Annotated in this window: 14 protein-coding genes and 1 tRNA gene; 7 read left to right on the top strand and 8 right to left on the bottom strand. The window is 46.8% G+C overall.

Translation table 11 applies throughout. The features are described 5' to 3' along the window. Positions 1-226 (top strand): hypothetical protein (locus tag VIM72_RS08415; protein ID WP_332002393.1); only part of this gene is annotated, 226 nt, incomplete at its 5' end. Between the two features lie 68 nt (positions 227-294). On the opposite strand, the gene VIM72_RS08410 is transcribed toward VIM72_RS08415, so the two are convergent. Then, positions 295-368, bottom strand: a tRNA-Lys gene (locus VIM72_RS08410). A 158-nt stretch (positions 369-526) separates the two neighbouring features. Between VIM72_RS08410 and VIM72_RS08405 the strand changes: the two genes are divergently transcribed. Beyond that, positions 527-1,705, top strand: coding sequence for an acetyl-CoA C-acyltransferase (locus tag VIM72_RS08405; protein ID WP_332002392.1), 1,179 nt, complete (start codon positions 527-529; stop codon positions 1,703-1,705). A gap of 56 nt (positions 1,706-1,761) precedes the next feature. On the opposite strand, the gene VIM72_RS08400 is transcribed toward VIM72_RS08405, so the two are convergent. After that, a complete protein-coding gene (locus VIM72_RS08400) occupies positions 1,762-2,046 on the bottom strand; it encodes a helix-turn-helix transcriptional regulator (protein ID WP_332002391.1) in 285 nt (94 codons plus the stop codon). A 644-nt stretch (positions 2,047-2,690) separates the two neighbouring features. On the opposite strand from VIM72_RS08400, the gene VIM72_RS08395 reads away from it, so the two are divergent. The 4 genes from VIM72_RS08395 (at position 2,691) to VIM72_RS08380 (ending at position 8,855) form a co-directional block, all read left to right on the top strand. Then, positions 2,691-4,325, top strand: coding sequence for a DUF1800 domain-containing protein (locus VIM72_RS08395; protein WP_332002390.1), 1,635 nt, complete (start codon positions 2,691-2,693; stop codon positions 4,323-4,325). Between the two features lie 18 nt (positions 4,326-4,343). Next, the gene (locus VIM72_RS08390) at positions 4,344-5,927 is read left to right on the top strand and encodes a DUF1501 domain-containing protein (protein WP_332002389.1); all 1,584 of its coding nucleotides are present in this window, start codon (positions 4,344-4,346) and stop codon (positions 5,925-5,927) included. A gap of 43 nt (positions 5,928-5,970) precedes the next feature. After that, the gene (locus VIM72_RS08385) at positions 5,971-6,327 is read left to right on the top strand and encodes a hypothetical protein (RefSeq protein ID WP_332002388.1); all 357 of its coding nucleotides are present in this window, start codon (positions 5,971-5,973) and stop codon (positions 6,325-6,327) included. A 71-nt stretch (positions 6,328-6,398) separates the two neighbouring features. Then, the gene (locus VIM72_RS08380) at positions 6,399-8,855 is read left to right on the top strand and encodes a TonB-dependent receptor (RefSeq protein WP_332002387.1); all 2,457 of its coding nucleotides are present in this window, start codon (positions 6,399-6,401) and stop codon (positions 8,853-8,855) included. 14 nt (positions 8,856-8,869) lie between these two features. On the opposite strand, the gene VIM72_RS08375 is transcribed toward VIM72_RS08380, so the two are convergent. From VIM72_RS08375 to VIM72_RS08365, 3 genes are all read right to left on the bottom strand, one after another. Continuing rightward, complete coding sequence (locus VIM72_RS08375) at positions 8,870-9,331, bottom strand: hypothetical protein (RefSeq protein ID WP_332002386.1); 462 nt, start codon at positions 9,329-9,331, stop codon at positions 8,870-8,872. A gap of 436 nt (positions 9,332-9,767) precedes the next feature. Further along, positions 9,768-10,205 carry a DUF983 domain-containing protein gene (locus VIM72_RS08370; protein ID WP_332002385.1) on the bottom strand — a complete coding sequence of 146 codons (438 nt, stop codon included), beginning with the start codon at positions 10,203-10,205 and terminating at the stop codon, positions 9,768-9,770. Positions 10,206-10,247: 42 nt separating this feature from the next. Beyond that, positions 10,248-12,020, bottom strand: coding sequence for an ABC transporter ATP-binding protein (locus VIM72_RS08365; RefSeq protein WP_332002384.1), 1,773 nt, complete (start codon positions 12,018-12,020; stop codon positions 10,248-10,250). Between the two features lie 151 nt (positions 12,021-12,171). Between VIM72_RS08365 and VIM72_RS08360 the strand changes: the two genes are divergently transcribed. After that, complete coding sequence (locus VIM72_RS08360; protein ID WP_332002383.1) at positions 12,172-14,298, top strand: elongation factor G; 2,127 nt, start codon at positions 12,172-12,174, stop codon at positions 14,296-14,298. A gap of 2 nt (positions 14,299-14,300) precedes the next feature. On the opposite strand, the gene VIM72_RS08355 is transcribed toward VIM72_RS08360, so the two are convergent. From VIM72_RS08355 to VIM72_RS08345, 3 genes are all read right to left on the bottom strand, one after another. Next, complete coding sequence (locus tag VIM72_RS08355) at positions 14,301-15,839, bottom strand: YifB family Mg chelatase-like AAA ATPase (protein WP_332002382.1); 1,539 nt, start codon at positions 15,837-15,839, stop codon at positions 14,301-14,303. Between the two features lie 84 nt (positions 15,840-15,923). Continuing rightward, positions 15,924-17,252 carry a MutS-related protein gene (locus VIM72_RS08350; RefSeq protein WP_332002381.1) on the bottom strand — a complete coding sequence of 443 codons (1,329 nt, stop codon included), beginning with the start codon at positions 17,250-17,252 and terminating at the stop codon, positions 15,924-15,926. Between the two features lie 125 nt (positions 17,253-17,377). After that, the coding region (locus tag VIM72_RS08345; protein ID WP_332002380.1) for a dihydroorotase at positions 17,378-18,740 on the bottom strand (1,363 nt) is incomplete at its 5' end.

The raw sequence follows: 18,740 nt of genomic DNA, 5'->3' as shown, positions 1-18,740 counted from the left end.
GGTCGTTTTGGTTTGGATCAGCAATAGCATTGAGCCATCCGAATATCAGCAGATAAAATCTGAAGCGAGGCAAAAAATCATTTATCTGGAAAGCGAATTAATGTTATTCAATGCCTCGCTAAAAAATATCGAAAACATCTTAGAATCGGCTACAGAAAAGATTTGCAGGCAGGATAAATTGTATTCCGATTCGGGAGTATCAGCCAAACGTCAATCTTATGTATAACATTTACAAGGAAATACAGGGCATAAAAAAAGGGACAAGTGTAGATATTTCTAACTTGTCCCATCATGTGACCCCCCTGGGGCTCGAACCCAGGACCTACTGATTAAGAGTCAGTAGCTCTAACCAACTGAGCTAGGGAGTCTTTCCTCCGTCTTTGTTAAAAAACGTGAGCGCAAATTTAACGGATCTTCTGAATATTTGTGTACTTTATTTAATTAAATTTGAGAAGAAGGATGAAATGTGGATAAATATCCATTATGTTGATAATCTAACCGTTAGCTCATTATAAAACTTTTTTTCATGCAAGAAGCGTATATAGTTGCCGGCTACCGCACCGCGGTGGGAAAGTCCAAAAGAGGAGGATTTCGCTTTTACAGGCCTGATGACCTGGCTGTAGATGTCATCACCGGGTTACTGAAATCCTTGCCCCAGCTGGATCCTAAGCGGGTGGACGATCTGATTGTAGGAAATGCAGTGCCGGAGGCAGAGCAGGGTTTACAGATTGGTCGTATGATTTCTGTAAGGGCTTTGGGTATTGATGTGCCGGGAATGACGGTGAACCGCTATTGCGCGTCCGGCCTGGAAACAATTGCCATAGCCACTGCCAAAATACAAACCGGGATGGCCGATTGTATTATTGCAGGAGGCACCGAAAGTATGAGCCTGGTGCCCGTGGCCGGTTGGAAAACAGTGCCCAACTACACCGTGGCCAGCACTAATCCTGATTATTATATCGGTATGGGACTCACCGCTGAAGCAGTGGCTAATGAATTCAAAGTAAGCCGCCAGGACCAGGATGAGTTCTCTTATAAATCACATCAGAAAGCGTTGAACGCTATTCAGAACGGCTATTTCAAGCCAGGTATACTACCCGTTTCCGTAGAAGAAGTATATGTAGATGAAAAAGGCAAGAAGCAGAAACGTTCCTATATCGTTGATACCGATGAAGGACCACGTGCAGATACTTCCATGGAAGCGCTGGCAAAATTGAAGCCCGTTTTTGCAGCCGGTGGTTCCGTTACAGCAGGCAATTCTTCCCAAACTTCTGATGGCGCCGCTTTTGTGGTAGTGATGAGCGAGCGTATGGTGAATGAGCTGGGACTGAAGCCCATCGGGCGTTTGGTAGGATGTGTTTCCGCAGGGGTACATCCTCGGATCATGGGCGTAGGCCCCGTAGCAGCGGTGCCAAAAGTGTTGCAGCGCACCGGTAAATCGTTGCAGGATATCGACCTGGTAGAACTGAACGAGGCTTTTGCTTCACAGTCTATTGCCGTTATCCGTGAACTAGGCATCAATCCCGATATCGTAAATATCAATGGCGGCGCTATTGCCTTAGGCCATCCGCTGGGATGTACCGGCGCCAAATTAACGGTACAGTTACTGGGCGATTTAAAAAGATTAAATAAGAAGTATGGCATTGTTACCGCCTGTGTGGGCGGTGGACAAGGCATTGCAGGTATCATTGAAAATATCAACTGATAATACCGGTCAACTCACCTTAATACTAAAAAAGGAGCCATTGGCTCCTTTCTTTTTTATGTTTCGTTTATTTCCAATGTGCTCAGGTATTGGTATACCTGTAATGGAATTCGTGTGCTGTCCACAAACACAATACGGTGCGGGTTTTCAGGCCGACGCAGATCAATTCCGAATTGCGCAATCATTCTCTCAAAAAAGAAATCACGTATTCCTTTTGATCTTCCATTTTCATATGTAATAAGGCAGGCCCGCGATACGCCCAGCTTATTACTCATTTCTTGTTGTGTTAGTTTTAGTGATTCACGTATTATTCTGATAACGCGGTGATTGTACAATTGCATGCATCAGGTTTTAAAAATGTTACAAAAATGTGCCACTGTAACAATTATTGACTATATTTGTATTGTAATGTGTAAATGATTGATATTAATAGTGTTGAATTGATACAAACGACAAATTTTTGAGAAATAGATTTTCATTTTGAGCATAACATGCCTGTTACCGGGAGCACCGGTAAAAAAGTGATGGAAATGCGATCACATTAACTACAAGTACTAACAACTATTGGAATAGCCAGGTGGGGAAGAAAGAAAAAGAAGTAGGAAGAAAACTATTTTGAGTACCAGCCGGCAGGTCGCCGGATCTCTAAAAAAATCCATCGTGAAATTTTTTTGTTGTGAAACAAAAACCAAAGGGGCTGTCTTTCTTTGCAGGAACGGGCAGCTCCCTTTAGGCTATCTGTGTATTTGACAGACAGTTTCAAAATTAATGGATTTTAACGCAGTAAGCAAATAAAATATTTTGCAAATGATTGATTTAAAATGATATAAACATATTTATAATGATAATTTAATTATCAGAATGATATAAAAAATATCATTCTGATTCTTTTAATTAAGATAATATCACTTTCTCTTTTATTAGATTAAAGTTTTTATTAATTTGGCGGTATAAACGGCCCCTAAGCCATCAACCATATCGCTTTATGGATCGCAGACAATTCCTTACCTTATCGCCTGATCGCCATCAAACGCGGACTGCTACCACTATTGCCCGTACCGCCACCGGAATTACACCATATACCGGCGCATGGGATACATTGCAACGCATTCACCTGCTGAAACGCACGCTGTTTGGGGTTACACCCGCAAACGTCAATGCATTCAGCAGTCTTACGATGCAACAGGCAGTGGATACTCTCCTCACCGCACAACCGGATCCCCTGCCACCCGTTAATAATTACGGTATCGATGATACCGGCGTTACACCCGGCGCAACATGGGTCAAAGCCCCACTCGGCGATGAAATGCTGGAACGGAAAAGGATCGCATCCTATAAAGCATGGTGGACAGGTCAGATGATTAACCAACAGGCAAGCATACACGAAAAAATGGTGCTCTTCTGGCATAATCATTTTGTTACGGAAACAGGAATGGTAAACGATAGCCGTTTCCTCTATCAATATAATCTTACCCTGCGCCAACATGCCCTCGGTAATTTCAAGGCCCTTACCAAAGCTATTACCCTGGATCCCGCTATGCTGGTGTATCTCAACGGATACCTTAACTCCAAGGGAGCAGCTGATGAAAACTATGCAAGGGAACTGCATGAACTTTTTACAGTAGGAAAAGGACCGGATTCACATTACACGGAAGATGATGTAAGAGCCACCGCACGCGTGCTTACCGGTTTCCGGGTAGACAGGGCCAATATTACAAGCCTGTTCGATACCACACAACATGATCTTGGCAACAAGGAATTTTCAGGCTTCTATCTTAATAAAGTAATTTCCGGGAAAACAGGCCAGGATGGCGCTAAGGAACTCGATGAGCTTTTGACGATCATCTTCCTGCAACCGGAAGTGGCAAAGTTCATCTGCCGCAAACTGTACCGCTTCTTTGTATACTATGATATCGATGCCGCCACGGAACAAAACGTTATTACACCACTGGCGGATATTTTCCGCAGCAGCGGCTACGATATTAAAGTAACGCTCAACGCACTCTTTACCAGCGAGCATTTTTTCGATCCGCTCAATATGGCCTGTCTTATTAAAAGCCCGGCCGACTTCTGCATCGGTATCTGCCGCGAATATGGCATACCCTTCCCGTCGGATTACACTAATCAATATAAAGCATGGGCCGTGGTGCACGACAGGGCCGCCGCTATGCTGCAGGATTTTGGCGATCCCCCGCTGGTGGCCGGATGGGACGCCTACTACCAGGCGCCTGCATTCCATGAGCTGTGGATCAATACAGATACACTGCCCAAACGCAACCGCTTCAGCGACGGCCTGGTAAGCGCCGGCGGGTTCAACGGCCTCCGTATAGATACACTCGCCTTCGCCAGCAGATTGCCGCACCCGGAAGACCCGGTGGCGCTGGTGAACGATTCCCTTGATATACTTTATCGTGTAGGCGTTTCCGATACCGTGAAAGGATTCCTGAAAAATAAGATCCTCCTGAGCGACCAAAGCCCCGATAGCAACTATTACTGGACCCAGGCATGGAACGCCTGGAAAGCCTCGCCAACAGATGCCTCCCTGAAAGATAACGTGGAAAGCCGCCTCCAGGCACTGTATAAATACATTATGGACCTGTCTGAATATCAATTATCCTGATAGCAGAAAAACCTTTTTATGAAAAGAAGAGACTTCCTGAAATATACAGCGCCAGCTGCTATCCTGCCAACCTTAATCAATGGCTTTTCTGTTAAAGCCTTTGGTTCATCCCCTATGCTGGATGCCCTAAGCACCGCATCCGCCGACAATGATCATGTACTGGTGATGATCCAGATGACCGGTGGTAATGATGGGCTTAACATGGTGATCCCGCTGGATATTTACAGTAAATACCAGGCTGCCCGTTCAAACATTGCCATACAGGAAGGAAAGGTGCTCCGGCTGGATAATTACACTAAATCAGGTCTGCATCCTGCTATGACAGGCATACAAAAACTTTATAACGATGGAAAAGTAAGTATCGTTCAAAGTGTAGGATATCCTTCTCCCAACTTTTCGCATTTCCGGGCTACCGATATATGGCTCACCGGCTCTAATTCCAACGAGGTGCTTACCACCGGTTGGGCAGGCCGCTATCTTGATACACAATACGCCGGATTTCCGGATGGCTATCCCAATGATAAAGCACCGGATCCGCTGGCCGTTCAGATAGGTTCTATTGTATCGCCCGCTTTCCAGGGGCCCTATGCCAGCATGGGCATTGCCATTACCAGCGCTACAGACTTTTATAACCTGATAGATGGGGTTACTGATCCTGTTCCCAATACCAAATGGGGAAAGGAACTGGAATACATCCGCCTGATCGCAAAACAAACCAACAGCTACGAAAAAGCCATTACTGCTGCCGCAAAAAAAGTAACCTCACAAGGCGCTTACCCGGCCAACAACAGCCTGGCAGAACAACTAAAAATAGTGGCGCGCCTGGTGGCAGGCGGACTGAAAACAAAGCTCTACATGGTAAGCACGGGTGGTTTTGATACCCATGCCAACCAAACAGAAGGCGGAGATACGAGTAAAGGTGGTCACGCCAACCTGCTGGGGGGCGTTTCAGACGCTATCAAAGCCTTTATGGACGATCTGAAAGGACTACACGCTTCCCGCAGGGTGGTGGGTATGACCTTCTCGGAATTTGGCCGCCGTATCAAATCAAATTACAGCATGGGCACGGATCATGGCGCTGCCGCCCCTATTATCCTTTTCGGAGATTATGTAAACCAGGGAGTGCTGGGAAATTCTCCTGCACTGCCAGACGCTTCCTCCGTAATTGATAACATTCCCATGCAGTACGATTTCCGCTCCATCTACGCATCTATCCTGGAACAATGGTTCTGCGTGGACCAGACGGTATTGAAAACCATTCTCCGGGACGACTACCAGCGCCTGCCTCTCATCAGCGGCGTAGCCTGTGGCACCATCACGGGCCTGCCCGACCTGGATACGGATGATAAAAAACTCATCACCAATTCACCGAATCCATTCGCAAATTATACTACCGTTACCTATGTTACCGGCAGCGGTAACACATTGGTGCAGATCTTTGATACTACCGGTCGCCTCGTTGGCATACCTGTGAATAAAGTGCATGCGCCCGGTACCTATACGTTCACCTTTGATGCGCATAACCTGCCTAACGGCATTTATTATGCCCGCTTCCAGAACGGCCCGGTACAGCAGGTTCGCCCTATGCTCAAAGTAAACTGACCTTATAATTTCATTAATATTCGTGCAACGCTGTTGCAAATAGATGGATTTTGCTACCTTTGCCTCCGTGTACAAACGCTATCTGCATAAAATATTAGCAATTATTCTCCTGGGAGTATTTATATTAAATACCATCCCAAGGGAATTTATACATGAATTTGCAGGTCACCACGATACGGCAGATGCCCTCCATCACCACGACGGGCTCACTATATCCGAACAACACCGGCACTGCGATTTCCTGCAGATAGGCGTAGAGCCATACGAGTTATTTGTTACTATATACATACCACCGGTCCAAAAAGTAATCTGGATATTTTCTCCGCTTACGTTACCGGAAACCACGCACGTCCCTTACTTTAATCTCACACCCAGAGCGCCGCCCGCCTCCCTGGCTTAGCTTTTTTATTGCAGCGTGAACCACCTGTTCACGTTGGGTATTCATTTTTACAGATTCTATACTTTTCAGATATGCATTATTTGCGTGTATTTATACTCGGGCTTTGGAGTGTAATGTTACTGGCGTTACCAGCTGCCTATGCCGGTACTAACCCCGAAGAAGGGGAATATTCGAATTCACTGACCGGTAAAGTGGTGGATAAATCGACCCATACGCCGCTGCCAGGCGCAACAGTTTACCTGCCGGATCTCCGCGTGGGCGCTGCTGCCGATGCACAGGGAAATTATACTATCAAAAATCTGCCGAAAGGAAAATATGTGGTAGATGTACACTACATCGGTTATGCGGCTTATAGCGCTCCTGTGGCTATATCCGGCGCTACCATCCAGGATTTTGAGCTTGGTGAAACACTGATTGAAAAAAATGAAATCGTTATTACCGGCGCTAACCTGGCTACATCTGCCAGGAAAACACCTACGCCTATCAGCGTGATCCGCCGCGATTATCTCGACGACAATATCTCTACAAATATCATAGATGCGATAGCAAAAGTACCGGGTGTAACACAACTTTCTACCGGACCGGCTATCTCCAAACCTTTTATCCGCGGTCTTGGTTATAACCGCGTAGTGGTAGTAGGAGACGGAGTGCGGCAGGAAGGCCAGCAATGGGGCGATGAGCACGGTATTGAAGTAGATGACTACAACGTAAGCAGGATAGAAGTGCTGAAAGGCCCGGCCTCCCTGATCTACGGATCAGATGCACTGGCAGGTGTGGTGAACATTGTTCCGCCGGCGCCGCTGCCTTTGGGAAAAATTAAAGGTAACGTGGAAGCCAATTACCAGACCAACAACGGGCTGATGGCATACCATGCAGATATTGCCGGTAATAACAACGGCTTTAGCTGGGGCGCCTTTGTTACACAAAAGCAAGCGCACGATTATAAAAATAAATATGACGGTTACGTATTTAATTCCCGCTTTAACAATACCAACTTCGGCGCTAATATCGGTATCAACAAACAGTGGGGATATTCACACCTCACTTTCTCCTCCTTTAACCAGCACCTTGGGCTGGTGGAAGGTGACCGCGACAGCAACGGCGATTTTGTAAAACTGATCAACAACAACGGCACAGAGGAAGAAGTACCCGTAACCGGTAGCGATAATAAGTCCTACAGCATGACAGTGCCGAAGCAACAGATCAATCACCAGAAAATAGTATGGGACAACAGCCTGTACCTGCATAATGGTGGCCGTATTGGTCTTACCCTGGGATATCAGCTGAACCAGCGCCGTGAATTCGGCGATGTACTGGCGCCGTCTACCCCGGAACTGTACCTGCATCTGCAAACTTTCAACTATGCATTGAAATACTATCTGCCTGAAATGAACGGTTGGCAAACAACTGTAGGCGTGAACGGGATGCAGCAAACCAATCAGAATAAAGGGGAAGAATTCCTGATCCCTGCATACGACCTGTTCGATTTCGGCGCTTTTGCAGTAACCAGCAAAACCTTTAATAAGCTGACGCTGAGCGGAGGCGTACGTTTCGATAACCGATCGCTGAAATCCAAATCACTGTTCCTGGATGCAGATGGCAAACCGGCTAATACCGGTGATGCAAAGTTTGACGCCTTTAAGCGCAATTTCAATAATGTATCAGCCAGCGTTGGGCTCAGCTACGAGGCCAGCGACCAGGTGGTGCTGAAACTCAATGCAGCCAGAGGCTTCCGTGCTCCGAACATTGCAGAGCTTTCTGCAAATGGTGTGCACGAAGGCACCATCAAATATGAATATGGCAACCAGGATCTTAAACCGGAAGTAAGCACACAGGTAGATGCAGGCGTGGATTTTAACACCGAGCACGTTTCCCTGTCGGCCAGCCTGTTTTACAATCATATCAATAACTTCATCTTCTCCCGTAAGCTGTTCAATACAGCCGGTACGGATTCCATCCCGGCCACAGATAACGATGAAGGGTTTGCAGCGTTTAAGTACCAGCAAACAGATGCCAATCTTTATGGTGGTGAGCTGATGCTGGATATTCACCCGCATCCGATCGACTGGCTCCATTTTGAGAATACTTTTTCTTATGTAAGAGCTACTACTGCTAACAGTACCGACTCTACGAAATATCTTCCCAATATCCCGGCGGCACGCTGGCTGTCTGAATTAAAGGGAAGATTTAAGAACGTAGGAAAAAGCCCGTTGAAGAATGCCTATATAGGTGTGCAGATGGATCTGAATTTTGCACAGAATGATGTGTTCTCTGCTTACGAAACAGAAACTCCTACTTCCGGTTATACCCTGTTTAACGCCGGGTTGGGCAGTGATTTTGTAAACAGGAAGAATAAAACGTTGTTCTCCCTGCATTTCGCTGTCAATAACTTAACGGATGTGGCTTACCAGAATCACCTGAGCAGGTTGAAATATGCGCCCATCAATGAGGTAACCGGCAGATCAGGTGTATATAACGTTGGCCGGAATTTCAGTGTGAAACTCGCAATTCCGATTGATTTTAAATAGTGTTAATGTTTCTTTTAAAAAGCTCCTGCATCTGCAGGGGCTTTTTTTATGCCGGCGGAATCTGTCATCCTGGTATAGGTAGCTTTGTTATTTTTTATTTTAAAGAAGATCTTCCGGGTTGCTGTGGGAAATGTATTGATTCCTACTACAGTATCCGTTCCCGTTATCATCAGCTGGGGGATGGGGATAACGGTATCGCCGGCATCAATGGCCCGCATATAATTAATGAGCCGCCTGCCTTCCCGGGTAATATGAATGGTTTGCATACCTGTTCCGGAATTCACAATAGCTGCCGTAATGCCTGCCGCCTCAAATACAGCGCTATCGCTGTTAGTATTCCCACTGGTAAGGGTAAAAGATACTGGCACTGCCTGCACATCCGCCGTGGTGGCAGTAGTAGATCCGGTTGGGGTTTTGGTGGCCGGCTGCTTGCAGCTCAGTAGTAAAACGGGGAGCAATAATAAGGTTCTTTGCACAATGAGTAACTGTTTGAAAAGATAAAGCTATTAAATTTTATGGAACCGGTCATAGCCCTACAACTATATATAAAGGTTACTTATGTATTAATTATCGCAGTAACATTATAATATTTAGTGATTTGTATAATTTTGCAGGGCTGAAGGTAAACTCCCTACGGGCGGGCTTGATAAGTAAAATCATTTTTCCGGTACAAATACCGGCTGGTTTTACCATTGATGTAAAATTTTGGTTGGAATATGGATAGATTTTGTAGTTTAGAGGATCATTACTTAAGTAAGTGTCAGATTGAATGTCCTGCCAGGAGGAACAGTTCCCTCAGTTTTCAAAAATTGGTTTTTGTATTAAGACTTTTCTGACCACCATTGGTTCAGATTTTGGTTGAAAAAGAAAGGGGCTGTTTTCACAGCCCCATATTATTTCAGTTATTTTGTTTTAATGTTGATGTGTGGGTTTATCCAGTGTTGCTGTTTCCTCATCATAGTACACAAAGAAATAAAGATAAATAGCTCTCGACAGCCGCATCAGCCATGGTTGTATCAGCACCAGCAATACCCCGTTCACACCAAGCCATATAAAAATGCTGTTATCTCTCCAGGTTAACCCAAAAAATAACCAGAACCAGATCAGGTTGAATACGCTGAAAGCTACTGATAAAGCGTAGCTAACATAGCCGGTTCCAAACCAGAACCCTGTCTCCAGCTCGTATTTTTGCCCGCATACGGGGCAGTTATCATACATGTTGAAGATCTTTGAAAACCTGAGATGAAACGGGTTTTGATCCCTGAACATATTTCCTTTCCTGCATCTTGGACATTTCATAGTCAGCATGCTGACAAAGTAATTAGGGCGCCTGGGCTGTTGTGTACTCATCCTGCAAAATTAATCAATTACTTCTTAGTCACCCAAAGTACCCTATACCGCTTCAGTTTTGCGCTCACCAATCTGTTGTCTCCACATGGCATAGTACAGGCCTTTTTCAGCCACCAGGTCTGCATGTTTGCCCACTTCCACGATATGTCCTTTTTCCAGTACATAAATACGGTCGGCATGCATAATAGTACTGAGGCGGTGTGCAATCATCACGGTAATATGTTGTTTGGTGGCCGTTACTTCACGCACTGTTTTGGTGATTTCTTCTTCTGTAATGGAATCCAGTGCAGATGTAGCCTCATCAAACACCAGCAGGCGCGGTTTACGCAGCAGCGCCCTGGCAATGGATAAACGTTGTTTTTCACCGCCGGAAATTTTTATACCGCCTTCGCCAATTACGGTTTCAAGTCCTTTGTCGGCCCTGGCCAGTAAAGAGTAGCAGGAGGCTTTATCCAGCGCTTCCATGACGTCTGCATCGCTGGCGCCGGGGTTTACAAACAACAGGTTTTCGCGGATGGTGCCTGCAAAAAGCTGGGTATCCTGTGTAACAAAACCCACCTGGTGGCGAAGGTCTTCCATGTCTACCTCGTTGGCATCCACCCCGTTATAGTAAATATGCCCTTCATTGGGTTTGTATAATCCCACCAATAGCTTTACCAGCGTGGTTTTTCCCGATCCTGAGGGTCCTACGAAAGCAATGGTTTCCCCCACGTTTACGGAGAAGTTCACTTTATCCAGCGCCTTGGTGGCCGCAGTGAGGTGCTTAAATCCTACCTGTTTGAACTGCAGTTCATCAATATGCGTCACCTTCACAGGGTTGGCGGGCATTTCTTCTACCGGTGTATTCAGGATACTCTGGAAATTCAGCAACGATACCTGTGCCTCACGGTAATTCAGGATAATATTGCCAAGCTCCTGCAATGGTCCGAAAATGAAGAAGGAATACAGCTGTAATGTCATCAGTTGCCCTATACTCACCACATCCCGGTAAATGTAAAACAGGAGCAGGAACAGGATGGCTGAGCGCATCAGGTTCACGAAGGTTCCCTGTACAAAACTGATACTGCGGATGCTCCGCACTTTTTTCAGTTCCAGCATCAGGATCTTCATGGTAGTGGAGTTTAAGCGCCTTATCTCCTGGTTGGAGAGGCCCAAACTCTTTACCAGCTCAATGTTCCGGAGTGATTCCGTGGTAGATCCTGCCAGTGCGGTGGTCTCCTTTACGATCGTTTTCTGTATCACCTTGATCTTCCTGCTCAATACACTCATCAGGATAGTAAGCAGGATACAGCCGGTAAGGTACACAAAGGGCAGGCTCCAGTGCACAGTGGTGGCGTATACCATCACAAACACCACACCTATCAGCGATACAAAAAGCACGTTCACAAAGGCGGTAATGAATTTTTCACAGTCAACCCGTACCTTCTGGAGAATAGCCAGCGTTTCGCCGCTGCGTTGGTCTTCAAACTGCTGGTAGGGCAGGCGGAGGGAGTGTTTCAGCCCATCAGTATACACCTGCGCGCCGAATTTCTGCACAATAACATTCACAAAGTAATCCTGGAATGCTTTGGCTATCCTGGATACCATGGCCACGCCTATGGCTGCAGCCACCAGTAGCAGTACGCCCGTAAGGTACTCGTTCTCCGGCCGGAATAATCCATCTTTAAAAGTTTTTGGATGAGAAGCGAACCTGTCAATGATCCATCCGAAGATCATAGGGTCCATCAGTGAGAAAAGCTGGTTAATACTGGCCAGAGCCATTGCTAATACGACCAACCATTTATATCTCTTCAAATAATGCAGTAATAGTTTCATATGTCCGTTTTCCTGAGGTGCAAAGTTACTGCATGTTGCCACATATTCCGGGGAAAAGTACTGGCTATTTTAGTCAAAAAACGTTAACTTAATAGTAAGTTCTTTGTAAAGACACAGGTGAGATATCTATTATCTAAATAAATCTCCACATATGAAAACGTATGATGAAAAACATATCAAAAACATCGTACTGTTAGGTGCACCCAAAAGCGGCAAAACTACCCTCTCCGAAACCATGTTATTTGAAGCCGGCATCATCAGTAAACGAGGCACAATTGAAGAGAAAAATACCGTGTCCGACTACCACGATATTGAGCATGAACGGGGAAACTCCGTATATGCCACCCTGATGCACACCGAATGGAAAGATTACAAGATCAATATTATAGATACACCCGGACTGGAAGATTTTATCGGGGAAGTAATTGCAGCTATCCGCGTATCTGATACGGCTGTTCTCCTGCTTAATGCCCAATATGGGGTAGAAGTGGGAACAGAACTGGTATGGGACTATGTGGATAAGTACCGGAAGCCCACCATACTGGCCGTTAACCAGCTGGATGCAGAACTGGCCAACTTTAATAAAACAGTGGAAGATGCCGTTAGAGTACTCGGCAGCCCTGTTACCATTATGCAGTACCCCGTTAACACCGGGCCGGGATTCAATGCCATCATCGATCTCCTGAAAATGACCATGTACCGCTTCCCGGAAGGCGGTGGTAAACCTGAAAAACTCCCTATCCCGGATAGTGAAAAAGAAAGGGCTGATCAGCTGCACAATGAGCTGGTGGAGAAAGCCGCTGAAAATGATGATACCCTGATGGAACTGTATTTTGAAAAAGGCAGTCTGGATGAAGATGAGCTTCGCCAGGGTATCAAGATAGGTATGCTCAATCATCATGTATTTCCCCTGTTCTGCTTATCCGCTAAAAACAATATGGGCAGCGGCCGCCTGATGGGATTTATCGATAATGTAGCCCCCGGCGCAGTGGAAATGCCTGCGGAAACCACTGCCGGAGGCAAACCTGTTCCCTGTGATCCTGCCGGTCCGGCAGGATTATTTGTTTTTAAAACTTTGCAGGAGCCGCATATCGGCAGACTTACCTATTTTAAAGTAATGTCGGGAGAAGTAAAAGGCGGTATGGAGCTGATCAACGAAGTAAGCAATACCACCGAGCGTATCAGCCAGCTGTTTATTGCAGACGGGAAAAACCGCAATAATATAGAACGCCTCCAGGCGGGAGATATCGGATGCACACTAAAAATGAAGAATACAGTCACCAACCAGACACTGGCAGAGAAAAATTTCCCCGGACAAATCACCCCTATCGATTTCCCTCCCCCCAAAGTACGCGTAGCCATTGAAGCGAAGAATAAAGCCGATGATGAAAAGCTCAGCGAAGTGCTGGCGGAAATTCATATGGAAGATCCAACGCTCCTGGTAGAGTTTAACCGCGAACTGAAACAGGTGATCCTTCACGGACAGGGAGAACTGCATTTACTCGTTACCAAATGGCGACTCGAAAATATCTATAAAATGCAGGTCGCATTCCATGCTGCGAAAATACCCTACCGGGAAACTATCCAGAAACCGGCTCAGGCCTCCTATCGCCACAAAAAGCAATCCGGTGGCGCCGGACAGTTCGGAGAGGTGTTTATGAAAATAGAGCCCTGGTATGAGGGTATGCCGCCCTATAAGGAACACACTGTGCGCGATTCTGAAGAAATAGCGCTGAACTGGGGCGGCAAGCTGGTATTCAATAATTGTATCGTTGGAGGCGCTATCGATAGCCGCTTCCTGCCATCTATTCTCAAAGGGGTAATGGAAAAGATGCAGGAAGGGCCACTTACCGGATCTTATGTACGCGATATCCGTGTAAGTGTATACGATGGTAAAATGCACCCGGTAGACAGTAACGATATCTCCTTTAAAATAGCCGGTATGATGGCTTTCCGCGAGGCGTTCCACCAGGCAGCCCCGCAATTGCTGGAGCCGGTTTTCGACCTGGAAGCAGTGGCCCCGGATGTAATGATGGGCGATATTATGAGCGAACTGCAAACGCATCGCAGCATTATAACGGGAATGGATACACTGAATGGTTACCAGGTCATCAAAGCACGCACGCCGCAGGCGGAAATAGATAAGTTGTTTGCTGCGCTGCGTAACGTTACCCAGGGAAAAGCCAAGTTAAAGTCCACTTTTGCTGAATACGCCCCCGTTCCTGCAGAAATGCAGCGGAAGCTGAGTGAAAGCTATAAAGAAGACCTGGGAGTGTAACCTCAGTTCCCCCAGTTCTCCCTGTCGAGGCTCCTGAACTGTATGGCTTCCGCCATATGCACAGGCTCTACACTGTGGCTTCCTTCAAGATCGGCAATTGTTCTGCTTACCTTCAGTATACGATCGTAAGCACGGGCAGAGAGCTTTAGCTGCTGCATGGCCCTACCCAGTTGCTCCCTGCACTTATCACTGATCACGCATACCGTTGCCAGCAAACGGCTATGCATTTGTGCATTGCAGTAAATCCCTTCATAACCGGCAAATCGCCCTGCCTGGATAGTCCTTGCGGCAATTACACGGTCACGTATATACGTACTTTTCTCTGCAGCATTGGTCGACGACAGGTCCGTAAATTTTACCGGTGTTACTTCTACATGAAGGTCTATACGATCCAGCAGCGGCCCCGATACTTTATTCAGGTATTCCTGTACCTGTCCCGGCGCACAGGAGCACTCTTTTTCAGGATGGTTGAAATACCCGCATGGGCAAGGGTTCATGGATGCCAGCAACATAAAGCTGGCGGGAAAATCGATAGCCGTTCTGGCCCGGGAAATAGTTACCTTTCTTTCTTCTACAGGTTGCCGCATTACTTCCAGCACCTTACGTTTAAACTCCGGCAGTTCATCCAGGAACAACACGCCGTGATGCGCGAGTGAAATTTCTCCCGGCTGAGGGATGCTGCCGCCGCCTACCAGTGCGGCATCGCTGATGGTGTGATGTGGAGAGCGGAACGGGCGGTGAGTGATCAGGGAAGAGTGCTCCGGTAGCTTGCCGGCTACGGAATGGATTTTAGTGGTTTCCAGCGCCTCCTGTAAGGTGAGTGGTGGCAGTATGGTTGGCAATCGCTTCGCCAGCATGGTTTTACCGGCTCCCGGCGGTCCTATCAGTATAGCGTTGTGCCCGCCGGCAGCGGCAATTTCAAGGGCGCGCTTGATCTGCTGCTGGCCTTTAACTTCACTGAAATCAATACCAAAGTCGCTTTGCGTGGAATAGAATTCATTACGCCGTGCTGAAACGGGGGTAAGACTGCCGGGATCATTCAAAAAATGAATGGCTTCGGAAATATGTGAAATGCCATATACTTTCAAACCATCTACCATAGCGGCTTCCAGCGCATTTTGTTTGGGCAGTATAAAGCCCCGGAAGCCATCTTTCAACGCCTGCATGGCTATGGGCAGTGCGCCTTTAACTGGTTGGATGGTGCCATCCAGCGATAGTTCTCCCATGAGCACATAATGCTCCAGGTGCATGGGCGAAACCTGTCCGGAAGCGGCAATAATACCGGCGGCAATAGGCAGGTCGTATGCCGCACCGGCCTTACGGATAGCGGCAGGCGCCATATTTACGACAGTCCGCGTTCTGGGCATGCGTAATCCCATACACTGGATGGTGGATTCAATACGCCGTTCGCTTTCCTTTACGGCATTGTCCGGCAGTCCAACGATAAATAATTTATTGCCTTTGGAAGATACGTTTACCTCGATGGTAATGGTAATGGCATTTACGCCAAGGATGGCGCTGCCGTAGGTTTTAACAATCATATGGATATCTGGGTTAACAGGTACGAATATAAGCATTTAACTGCAGGAAAACGCTGCCAGGCTCCGGCAGTTAAATGCTTCCTGTTATTTTATCTGCGTAAGCAGATCCAGTACCTTCTCTCTTTTCAGGATCAGGTAACCAATTTTTTCTTTGGCAATCCCGTCTTTCAGCAGGTAGGTAAAATGAAGGTCATCATCAATAACGGTCGACTCAAAATATTTGAACTGGATCCGTTTTTCGTTGTGCAGTTCTTCCGCTACTTCATACAGGTGGGTGGAAAGAATGAACAGGCAGTTGGTGCTTTGCAGGAAGCCCCTGATCACGGCCAGTGAGCAATTCCGGGCATCTTCCACATTAGTGCCTTTAAACATTTCATCGATCAGCACCAGCCAGTTTTTACCGTTGCTGATTTGCAGGATGGTGTTTTTGATGCGTTGTACTTCACTGTAGAAATAACTTTCTCCCTTGAAAATATTATCCTGTACCTGGATGTTACTGAAGATGCCATGGAAGAAGCTTAGCTCCATATCCTGTGCAGGCACGCCCATACCTATATGCGCCAGGAACACGGCCACTCCTGCGGCTTTGATAAAAGTAGTTTTACCGGCCATATTGGCGCCGGTAAGAAACATGAAATGAGCGGCTTCATCGAGCTTTACATCGTATGCCACCGGTTCGGGAAGGATGATATGATAAAGTTGGGTGGCTTTAATAACCGGTCTGCTGCTGCCGGAAAAAACAGGAAACTGCAGGTTAAAATGTTTGATGGCCTTGGCCATTGCATAGAAGGCATCCAGCTGCTGGTAAAGGGTTACCAGTTCCTGGATCACTTTTCTGTGTTTCTTCCGGATATAGTTATCATAACGCAGGATCTCCACAAAATTCAATTTACCTTCTTCATCTGCTTTTAAAATATCATAAAATTCTTTTCTGCTAAGCAGCTGCTGGGCTCTGTCCAGCAACACTTTCAGCACTGTTGGTGTTTCGTCGGAATTAAAGGCGTTAATAAATGTGCGGAAGCCTTTCAGTAATATCACCAGTTGTGTGAACGAGAATTTGATATAACCATAATCAGGCGCATAAATGGTTTTATTGAGCACTGCATGAAGGTACAGCGCGATGCCTTCAGTGCTGGAAATAGGCTCGATCTGTGCATCCATATAGTTTTCCACCACTACAATGGTGCCGTTGGAGATGATAGACGGCCAGTTGCTTTCCCGTTCCAGGATGTATTGCAATGCACGCTGCCTGTTCTTAATGGCATTGATGTCGGATAAAGGATTGCTGTACAGTTGTCGCAGGTATTCGCGGCCGCCGGCAGTGGTAGTAAAATCAAGGCGGTGGAACAGGGAGAATTCTTCGTCGCGGTTAAAAATAGACAGGTCGTAGTAGGATGTTTTGTCCAGTTGCATGCAGCATCATTTTGGTGAATATACGGTGGAAGATGCAAGGATAGAAAAATTCCATAAGAATTGAAAGGCTGTGCCGGCATTTCCGTAAATGCAGCCATCCCTGCTGCATTTACGGAAGCAGAATACTATCGGCTGAAAGCCAGTCGCTGCCCCAATACGTTCTCATTGAAAACGCCGTTGGCATAAGCGAGGTGCCCGCTTACGAAAGTATGTGTTACCGCAGCCGGGAAAGTATGACCTTCAAACGGGCTCCAGGCGCACTTATAATGAATATTCTCTTTATTTACATTCGTTTGTTCCTGCAGATCCACTATTACGCAGTCGGCATAATACCCTTCCCTCAGGAATCCTCTTTCTTTTATCTGGAAACAGATAGCGGGCGCATGGCTCATTTTCTCCACTACTTTTTCCAGGGAGAGATTACCTTTCTTTACATATTCCAGCATCAGCAGCAGGCTGTGTTGCACCAGCGGAACGCCGGAAGGGGCCTGCAGGTAAGGTTGTTGCTTCTCCTCCCAGGTATGGGGGGCATGATCCGTGGCAATGATATCGAGCCGGTCGTCCAGGAGGCCCTGCCAGAGCGCGGTTTTGTTGTCGGCCGATTTAATGGCCGGGTTGCACTTGATCAGGTTGCCGTATTGCGCATAATCGTCTGCGGTGAAGTGAAGATGATGAACGCATACTTCTGCCGTGATCCGTTTTTCAGCCAGCGGCAGCATATTGCCAAACAGCTGAAGCTCCCTTGCAGTGGAGATATGCAGGATATGCAGGCGGGCGTTGTGTTTCTGTGCAAACTGGATAGCTACCAGGGAAGATTCAAAACAGGCTTCCACATTGCGTATCAGCGGATGATCTGCAGCGGTAAGGCGATCCCCTTTTTCCCGCTGGTAGGCTTCCATATTGGCGCGGATAATCTTTTCATCTTCGCAATGGGTGGCAATCAGTAGCTCACTGTTGGAGAATACGGTTTCCAGGGTGAGGTAGTTATCTACCAGCATGTTCCCGGTAGAAGATCCCATGAATATTTTTACGCCGCAAACACTTTCTTTTTTGGCGTTTGTTTTCAGTATTTCTTCCACATTGTCGTTGGCGGCTCCCATAAAGAAGGAGTAGTTGGCCAGCGAATGTTGCCTGGCAATGGTATATTTATCTTCCAGCAGTTCCTGTGTGAGCGCGGCTGGTTTGGTATTGGGCATTTCCATAAAACTGGTGGTGCCGCCCGCCACCGCAGCGCGTGCTTCTGTATAAATATTGGCTTTATAGGTTAAGCCCGGTTCCCGGAAATGTACCTGGTCGTCTATAACGCCTGGCAGCAGGTGTTTGCCTTCCCCGTTAATTTCGGTGTAATTGCCGTTGATAGTGATATTCGGCGCTATTTTTTCAATGCGGTGGTCTTTGATCCATACATCCTGTACCGTAGTGCGCCCTTCGTTTACCACGGCTATATTCCTGATGAGGTAGTTTTGCATGGCGCAAAGGTAAAAAAAT

It is taken from the genome of Chitinophaga sp., assembly GCF_036569185.1.
Lineage (GTDB): Bacteria > Bacteroidota > Bacteroidia > Chitinophagales > Chitinophagaceae > Chitinophaga.
This window is presented reverse-complemented; position numbering and strand designations above follow the sequence as displayed.